The organism is Terrimonas pollutisoli, assembly GCF_029360765.1.
In the GTDB taxonomy this organism is placed as follows: domain Bacteria; phylum Bacteroidota; class Bacteroidia; order Chitinophagales; family Chitinophagaceae; genus Terrimonas_B; species Terrimonas_B pollutisoli.
This window is the reverse complement of sequence record NZ_JARKNA010000040.1, coordinates 1-10,059: the sequence shown is the minus strand read 5'-3', so window position 1 is coordinate 10,059 and position 10,059 is coordinate 1. Positions and strand designations below refer to the sequence as shown.

Below are 10,059 nucleotides of genomic sequence, written 5' to 3'. Positions count from 1 at the left end.
ATTTAACTGTTAACGGTGGTACGACTCCTTATACGTATGTGTGGAGCAATGGTGCTTCGGCACAGGATATCACGGCTCTTGTGGCTGGCACATATTCGGTTACCGTTACCGATGCCAATAATTGTACTGCGACTACTTCTGTTACCATTACACAACCTGCTGCAGCCCTGGCTCTCACTTCTTCAAAAGTGGATGTGCTTTGCTTTGGTAATGCCACCGGTTCTGTTGATTTAATTGTTAATGGTGGTACCGCTCCTTATACTTATGTGTGGAGCAATGGCGCTGCTACCCAGGACATCACCGCTCTTGTGGCCGGCACTTATTCTGTTATCGTTACCGATGCCAATAATTGTACTGCGACTACTTCTGTTACCATTACACAACCTGCTGCAGCCCTTGCTTTGAGTGAAGCTCATGTCAATGTGCTTTGCTTTGGCAACAGTACCGGTTCTGTTGATTTAAGTGTTAACGGGGGTACGACTCCTTACACTTATGTGTGGAGCAATGGCGCTGCTACCCAGGATATCACCGCTCTTGCCGCAGGAACTTATACCGTTACCGTTACGGACAACAATAATTGTACAGCTACCGCTTCGGTTACCATCAATCAACCGCCAGCAATCACGATAAGCAGCATTAGTTCAAATACACCGGTTTGTTCCGGAAGTGATTTGAATCTTTTATCCAATGCATCTGGTGGTACAGGATCTTTAAATTATAGTTGGTCTGGTCCGAACGGATTTACTTCTGCGCTGCAAAATCCCGTGATAACAAATGTTACCACTGCTGCCAATGGTATGTATACCTTGGTTGTTACAGATCAAGCCGGATGTTCAACCAGCGCAACAACCAATGTAACGATCACGCAAAGACCAACAGCTTCTGTTATCTATCCTGCATCGGCTTTCTGTATCAATAATAATATTGCCCAACCTGTTACCCTAACAGGTACCGGAACCTACACCGGCGGAGGTTACACCGCCTCCCCCGTAGGTTTATCAATCCATTTCAGTAATGGTTCAATAATGCCGAGTGCAAGTGCCCCCGGAACTTATTCCATCATTTATACAATACCAGCCTCCGGAGGATGCCCGGCTATACCGGTTGTCTTTAACAATATCATTACCATTACCCCGGTACCTACTGCAAATATTATATACACAGGATCACCTTACTGTAATTCTGTAACAACTCCTCAGTCCGTTACGCTGACGGGAACAAATGCTTATGCGGGAGGCACATTTAATGCGTCTGCAGGGTTGACTATTGATCCGGTTACCGGAGCTATCACACCCTCCACAAGTACACCGGGCACATATACGGTCATCTATACATCCCCGGCAACAGGAGGCTGCGCTGCCGTAACAGCAATCAATTCCGTTACGATTACCGCAGCGCCTACCGCTACTATTTCATATACCGGAACAACTTTTTGCTCAAACGGTGGTGTGATCCAGGTTACACAAACAGGTACAGCCGGTGGCACTTACAGTGGCACGGCGGGATTACAAATCAACAACACTACCGGTGCTATTAATTTAGGCACGAGTGCAACAGGTACCCATACGATTACATATACCATACCGGCAGCAGGTGGTTGTGCCGCTTTCACCACTAACACAACGATCACAATAAACCCTTTACCTGCTGCGACCATAAACTATGCAGGTGGTCCGTTTTGCCCATCTAATACCAATGTTGCCGTAACGGTATCGGGCACAACTGGCGGAACATTTTCTGCACCGCCAGGCTTGTCGCTAAATGCTACAACGGGTGCCATTAATGCGAGCACATCAACACCGGCAACCTACACTGTCTCCTATACTATTCCGGCAGTCAACAGTTGTCCTTCCGTCATTGCAACAACCACTGTGACGATCGGTGACAATATCGCCCCGACTCTTACCGTACCGGCTAATGTAAATATCCAATGCGGATCCAGTCAATTGCCGGCAACAACTGGCCAGGCAACAGCTACTGATAATTGTACAGCAAATGCGAACATTACAATTAATTATACAGATGTTATAACAGCAGGTAACTGTGATGGCAGGTACACGATCACCCGCACCTGGATAGCAACCGACGCCAACAATAATACAGCAACGGGTATACAGACCATCAATGCTGATGACACGACACCGCCGGTAATCAGTTGCAACAACTTCAGTGTTGCAAACCCTGATGCAATTCCTGCAGCTGACAGTAACTCCGTGACTGCAACTGACAATTGCGGCGCCGTTACAATAACTCTTATCAATGAGGTGTTCTATGGATTGGAAGGGAAACCAGGATTCTGCCCAACAAGTGTTGAACGCACCTGGCAAGCTGTGGATGATTGTGGCAATGTATCAACCTGCACCCAAACAATCACTGTGCAGGATGTTTCTAACTGCTCAGTGTGCCAATCAACTGTACCGTTCTTCCCGGTAATATTAACGGGGAATCCTGACAGTACCTGGATTTCACCCAGCGTGGTAAGAGATGGTTTGTGTTGCGGTGCAACTGGACCTCCTCCGCCAAGATGTGTGTCGTTTAACCTTTACCTGGATGAAAACTCTATTGGTATTATCTTCAATATTGCATCTGGAGCTATCCCGCCAGGTGCACTATATTACCATATTGATTGCGGTCCACCCCACCAGGTTGGAGAGTTTGTCTGCTTACAAGGAAATCGTTTCTATACACTCACTTTCTGTAAGCCAGGTAACAACCCTAATACTTATTCTATTCAGTCGGTGTCAGGAGTAACGGGTGCGTCAAACCTCATTACCCGTGCAGATGCGAATTGCCCGGGTCAATTGTCGGTATCGGGTATTCAGCCGAATACAGTAACATGGTCTGTGGCTAGTTCGAACGATCAAAGCCTGCTCAGGTATTTATCCTGTACCGATTGCCTGAATCCGGTATTTACACCAGATGCCAATGCACCTGCTTCGATTGTTTACCAGGTATGCGGCACAGTCACTGGCGGTCTTAACTGTAACGGTCTGCCTGTAACAGATTGCAAGGATGTTACGGTAAATGTTATTCCTACAATCGAGGCGAAGGTGAGTGTTCCGCCTATTATTTGCTCCAGCAATATTCCAAATCTCACAGCTTCGATAAGCCCGGCCGGAACTTATGTCTACGAATGGTATAGCCAACCAAATGGCATGGGCACTGTTTTATCTACAAGCTCTTCGGGTTTTACACCGCCAACAGCTGGTAATTATTCATTGGTAGTTACTGAAACGCAGACAGGTTTGTTATGTAATAAGGATACAACTAACTATACAATTGCTTTTGACTTATCAGGTCCCGTATTGGATGTACCTGCGCCACTTTACATTGAATGTAACAGCAACAATACTGCAGCCACAATCAGCGCATGGCTTGCTTCTGCAACTGCTTACGACAGTACCAACATATCTAAATTGTTGCCTGTTTCAAATAATTATTCTCCCTTTACACAAACTTGTGGTGGTGTTCGTATCGTGACATTTACTGCGGTAGATTCATGCGGAAATGTAACAACAGATACTTCGTCGATACGAATACTTGATACATCACCACCATCAATTATTTGCCCGCCAACGCTCAACGTGAGTTGTCCTCCTATACCAGCTTTTGACCTGGCCAGTTTTATTGCTGCGGGTGGATCTGCAACAGATATCTGCGATGCGAATCCAACGATAAGTTTTGTGAGTGATGTAATCAGCAATCAGACCTGCCCTAATAATTATATCGTAACAAGAACTTACCAGGCTACGGATGATTGCGGTAATTCAAGTACCTGCTCACAAACAATTATTGTAAATAATACTACTCCACCAGTGGTTCCTGCCAATGTCACTACCACAGTGGAATGTATACTGGCTGCTGTTCCACCGGCTGTTCCGACGGTAAGAGATGGTTGCGGTGCAATCATTACTCCAACGCTGGTGGTAAGTGGCGATCCGGTTTGCGAAGGCGCAAAAACCTATACCTATACATTTACAGAATGTGCAGGCCTGTCCAGCACCTGGGTGTTTACTTATTTAATAGACAGGGTTACACCGCCGACAGTGCCGGCCAATGGAGGATCGACTGTCAACTGCCCTGATGCAACTGATGTGGCGCCAACGTTACCGGTAGTTATAGATGTATGTGGAAATATTTTGACTCCTTCCTTACCGGTTATAAGTCCAAAACCTGTCTGCGGGGGAACCAGAACTTATACGTATACTTATACTGATTGCTCAGGGTTGTCAAGTAACTGGGTATATACTTATACGGTAGAATATCTTCCTTTTGCAAATCCTGTCGATGCAGGATCAACGGTAGTTTGCCTGGCTGCAACGAATATTGCCCCAACCACGCTACCGGTCGTAACAGATAATTGTGGAAATATTTTAACGCCATCAGCTCCTATAATTAGTCCTGCATTGACCTGTGAAGGTACCCGTACATACAGGTATATCTATACCGACTGTGAAGGAAATACACAAGATTGGGTATATACCTATACAGTGGAAAACGAACCGTTCGCAGATCCTGTTGACGCAGGTTCCACTGTTTCGTGCCCGGCTGCGACCAATACACCGCCTGCCGCGCTGCCTGTTGTGATTGATAATTGCGGAAATATATTAACACCATCAGCACCGCTTATCAGCCCTGCCTTGACCTGCGAAGGCACCAGAACCTATACGTATACTTATACCGATTGCGAAGGAAATACACAGAACTGGGTATACACTTACACAGTGGAATACGAACCGTTCGCAGATCCTGTTGACGCCGGCTCAACGGTTTCCTGTCCTGCAGCAACCAATAATCCACCATCAGCATTACCTGTTGTGACCGACAACTGTGGAAATGTATTAACGCCATCGGTCCCTGTTATTAGTCCTGCGTTAACGTGTGAAGGAACCCGAACTTATACTTATACTTACACGGATTGTGAAGGGAATACACAAGATTGGGTGTACACTTATACGGTAGACTATCAACCTATCCCAATGCCGGCTAATGGCGGCTCAACAGTTAGTTGTCCTGCCAATGCAAACGGTTCCGGAATTGTGTTACCGACAATCAGAGACGCTTGCGGAAATATATTGACAGCATCGGTGCCGGTGATCACCGATAGTCCATCAACATTAAGTTGCACGGGTACCAGGACATATACTTATACCTATGTAGATTGTAGTGGCGCAACTGCTACCTGGAGCTACACTTATACTATCAGTGCGCCAGTTGTAAACATGCCGGCTAATGGTTCGTCTACTGTCGCCTGTTTGGTGGAGGCTGTTGTACCAACACCACCAACTGTTACCGATAACTGTGGAAGAACTATCACACCTTCGGCTGCTGTTGCATCGGCCGACCCTGCCTGTGCCGGTATAAAGACCTATACATTTACTTATACTGATTGTAATGGCGTTGCCTATAACTGGGTGTACACTTATACCATCAGCGCACCGGTTGTAACCATGCCGCCTGCTGGTGCATCTACTGTAGCTTGTTTAGCGGAAGCGGTTGTACCAACACCACCCGCTGTGACTGATAATTGTGGAAGAACTATCACGCCTTCGGCACCCGTTGCTTCGGCTGATCCTCTTTGTGCAGGTATTAAAACTTATACATTTACTTATACCGATTGTAATGGCGTTGCTTACAACTGGATCTATACTTATACTATCGCCGCACCAATAGTGGATGTATCATTACCGGCTAATGGTGCTTCCACCGTGGCCTGCCCTGCTGAGGCTGTCGCTCCGGCTGCACCAACTGTGACCGATAACTGTGGCAGAACTATTACTCCTTCGGCTCCTGTTGTAACACCTGACCCTGTTTGCGGCGGAACCAAAACTTATACTTATACTTACTACGATTGTGATGGCACGACCTATAACTGGTCATATACTTACACCATCCTGGCTCCGACAGTAACAATGCCTGCTGATGGCGCTTCTACGGTTGCCTGTTTGGCTGACGCTGTTGTGCCAACGCCTCCTGTTGTAACTGACAACTGTGGAAGAACTATCACGCCTTCGGCTCCCGTTGCTTCGGCTGATCCTCTTTGTGCAGGTATTAAAACTTATACATTTACTTATACTGATTGTAATAGTGTAAGCTATAACTGGGTGTATACTTATACCATCAGTGCACCGGTTGTAAACATGCCGGCTAATGGCGCTTCTACTGTTGCCTGTCTGGCTGATGCAGTTACACCAATACCACCTGCGGTTGTTGATAACTGTGGAAGAGTTATTATACCTTCTGCTCCGGCCGTATCAGCTGATCCAGTTTGTGCCGGTATCAAGACCTATACATTTACTTATACTGATTGCAATGGTGTAAGCTATAACTGGGTGTACACCTATACCATCAGTGCACCGGTTGTTGTAATGCCGGCTAATGATGCTTCTACCGTAGCTTGTTTAGCGGAGGCTGTTGTACCAACACCACCAACTGTTACCGATAACTGTGGAAGAACTATCACACCTTCTGCTGCTGTTGCATCGGCCGATCCTGTTTGTGCCGGTATCAAGACCTATACATTTACTTATACTGATTGTAATGGTGTAAGCTATAACTGGGTGTACACCTATACCATCAGTGCACCGGTTGTTGTAATGCCGGCTAATGATGCTTCTACCGTAGCTTGTTTGGCAGATGCTGTTGTACCAACACCACCAACTGTTACCGATAACTGTGGAAGAACTATCACACCTTCTGCTGCTGTTGCATCGGCCGATCCTGCCTGTGCCGGTATCAAGACCTATACATTTACTTATACTGATTGCAATGGTGTAAGCTATAACTGGGTGTACACCTATACCATCAGTGCACCGGTTGTTGTAATACCGGCTAATGATGCTTCTACCGTAGCTTGTCTGGCAGATGCTGTTGCACCAATACCACCAACTGTTACCGATAACTGTGGAAGAACTATCACACCTTCTGCTGCTGTTGCATCGACCGATCCTGCCTGTGCCGGTATCAAGACCTATACATTTACTTATACTGATTGCAATGGTGTAAGCTATAACTGGGTGTACACCTATACCATCAGTGCACCGGTTGTTGTAATACCGGCTAATGATGCTTCTACCGTAGCTTGTCTGGCAGATGCTGTTGCACCAACACCACCAACTGTTACCGATAACTGTGGAAGAACTATCACACCTTCGGCTCCCGTTGCTTCGGCTGATCCTGCTTGTGCAGGTATTAAAACTTATACATTTACTTATACTGATTGTAATGGCGTTGCCTATAACTGGGTGTATACCTATACCATCAGTGCACCGGTTGTTGTAATACCGGCTAATGGTTCGTCTACTGTCGCCTGTCTGGCAGATGCTGTTGTGCCAACGCCTCCTGTTGTAACTGATAATTGTGGAAGAACTATCACACCTTCGGCTCCCGTTGCTTCGGCTGATCCTGTTTGTGCAGGTATTAAAACTTATACATTTACTTATACTGATTGTAATGGCGTTGCCTATAACTGGGTGTATACCTATACCATCAGTGCACCGGTTGTTGTAATGCCGGCTAATGGCGCTTCTACTGTTGCCTGTCTGGCTGATGCAGTTGTACCAACACCACCAACTGTTACTGATAACTGCGGAAGAACTATCACGCCTTCGGCCCCCGTTGCTTCGGCTGATCCTGCCTGTGCCGGTATCAAGACTTATACATTTACTTATACCGATTGTAATGGTGTAAGCTATAACTGGGTGTATACCTATACCATCAGCGCACCGGTTGTAAACATGTCGCCTGCTGGTGCATCTACTGTAGCTTGTTTAGCGGAGGCTGTTGTACCAACACCACCGATCGTGACTGACAATTGTGGAAGAACTATCACACCTTCTGCTGCTGTTGCATCGGCTGATCCTGCCTGTGCCGGTATCAAGACTTATACATTTACTTATACCGATTGTAATGGTGTAAGCTATAACTGGGTGTATACCTATACCATCAGTGCACCGGTTGTTGTAATGCCGGCTAATGATGCTTCTACCGTAGCTTGTTTAGCGGAGGCCGTTGTGCCAACGCCTCCTGTTGTAACTGATAACTGTGGAAGAACTATCACACCTTCGGCTGCTGTTGCATCGGCCGATCCTGTTTGTGCCGGTATCAAGACCTATACATTTACTTATACCGATTGTAATGGGGTTGCTTATAACTGGGTGTACACTTATACCATCAGTGCACCGGTTGTTGTAATGCCGGCTAATGATGCTTCTACCGTAGCTTGTTTAGCGGAGGCTGTTGTACCAACACCACCAACTGTTACCGATAACTGTGGAAGAACTATCAACCCTTCTGCACCGGTGGTAACACCTGACCCTGTTTGCGGTGGTACTAAAACTTATACTTACACCTATACCGATTGTAATGGGGTTGCTTATAACTGGGTGTACACTTATACCATCAGCGCACCGGTTGTAACCATGCCGCCTGCTGGTGCATCTACTGTAGCTTGTTTAGCGGAAGCGGTTGTACCAACACCACCCGCTGTGACTGATAATTGTGGAAGAACTATCACGCCTTCGGCTCCCGTTGCTTCGGCTGATCCTGTTTGTGCAGGTATTAAAACTTATACATTTATTTATACTGATTGTAATGGCGTTGCTTACAACTGGATCTATACTTATACTATCGCCGCACCAATAGTGGATGTATCATTACCGGCTAATGGTGCTTCCACCGTAACCTGCCCTGCTGAGGCTGTCGCTCCGGCTGCACCAACTGTAACTGATAACTGCGGCAGAACTATTACTCCTTCGGCTCCTGTTGTAACACCTGACCCTGTTTGCGGTGGCACAAAAACTTATACTTATACTTACTACGATTGTGATGGTACGACCTATAACTGGTCATATACTTACACCATCCTGGCTCCGACTGTAACAATGCCTGCTGATGGCGCTTCTACGGTTGCGTGTTTGGCTGACGCTGTTGTGCCAACGCCTCCTGTTGTAACTGATAACTGTGGAAGAACTATCAGGCCTTCGGCTGCTGTTGCTTCGGCTGATCCTCTTTGTGCAGGTATTAAAACTTATACATTTACTTATACTAATTGTAATGGTGTAAGCTATAACTGGGTGTACACTTATACCATCAGTGCACCGGTTGTAAACATGCCGGCTAATGGCGCTTCTACTGTTGCCTGTCTGGCTGATGCAGTTGTACCAACACCACCAACTGTTACTGATAACTGCGGAAGAACTATCACGCCTTCGGCCCCCGTTGCTTCGGCTGATCCTGCCTGTGCCGGTATCAAGACTTATACATTTACTTATACCGATTGTAATGGTGTAAGCTATAACTGGGTGTATACCTATACCATCAGCGCACCGGTTGTAAACATGTCGGCTAATGGCGCTTCTACTGTTTCCTGTTTGGCTGACGCTGTTGTGCCAATGCCTCCTGTTGTAACTGATAACTGCGGAAGAACTATTACGCCTTCGGCTCCCGTTGCATCGGCTGATCCTGCCTGTGCCGGTATCAAGACCTATACATTTACTTACACCGATTGTAATGGGGTTGCCTATAACTGGGTGTATACTTATACTATTAATCCTACTACGTTAGCACTAATCTGTCCTTCAACTCAGACATACTGCGAAAATTCTGGCAACACTTATACAGTTCCATTATTAATCGCCGCAAATAGCTGTAATGGATCAACAAATATTAGTTTTGAAATAACCGGCGCAACGAGTAGAAATGGAATAGGGAATGATGCAAGTGGAACATTTAATACTGGTGTTTCAACTATTATCTGGACGGTTAATGATGCATGTGGAGCCTCAACTTGCACCACAATTATCAACGTTAATCCAAACGTAACCGCTACCGAGACCATCACGATCTGCGAAGGCGCATTGCCATATACCTGGAACGGACAAACATTAACCGCCGCAGGCCTCGCCACAGCGATACTCCAAAATATCAATGGTTGTGATTCGGTTGTTACATTGACTCTCGTGGTTAATCCAAACGTAACCGCTACCGAGACTATCACCATCTGTGAAGCCGCATTGCCATATACCTGGAACGGACAAACATTAACCGCCGCAGGCCCCG

1 protein-coding gene is annotated in these 10,059 nt (G+C 46.4%); it reads left to right on the top strand.

What is annotated here, in order from left to right:
- On the top strand, positions 1-10,059 hold a 10,059-nt coding region (locus tag P2W73_RS26065; protein ID WP_276505043.1), incomplete at both ends, for a beta strand repeat-containing protein.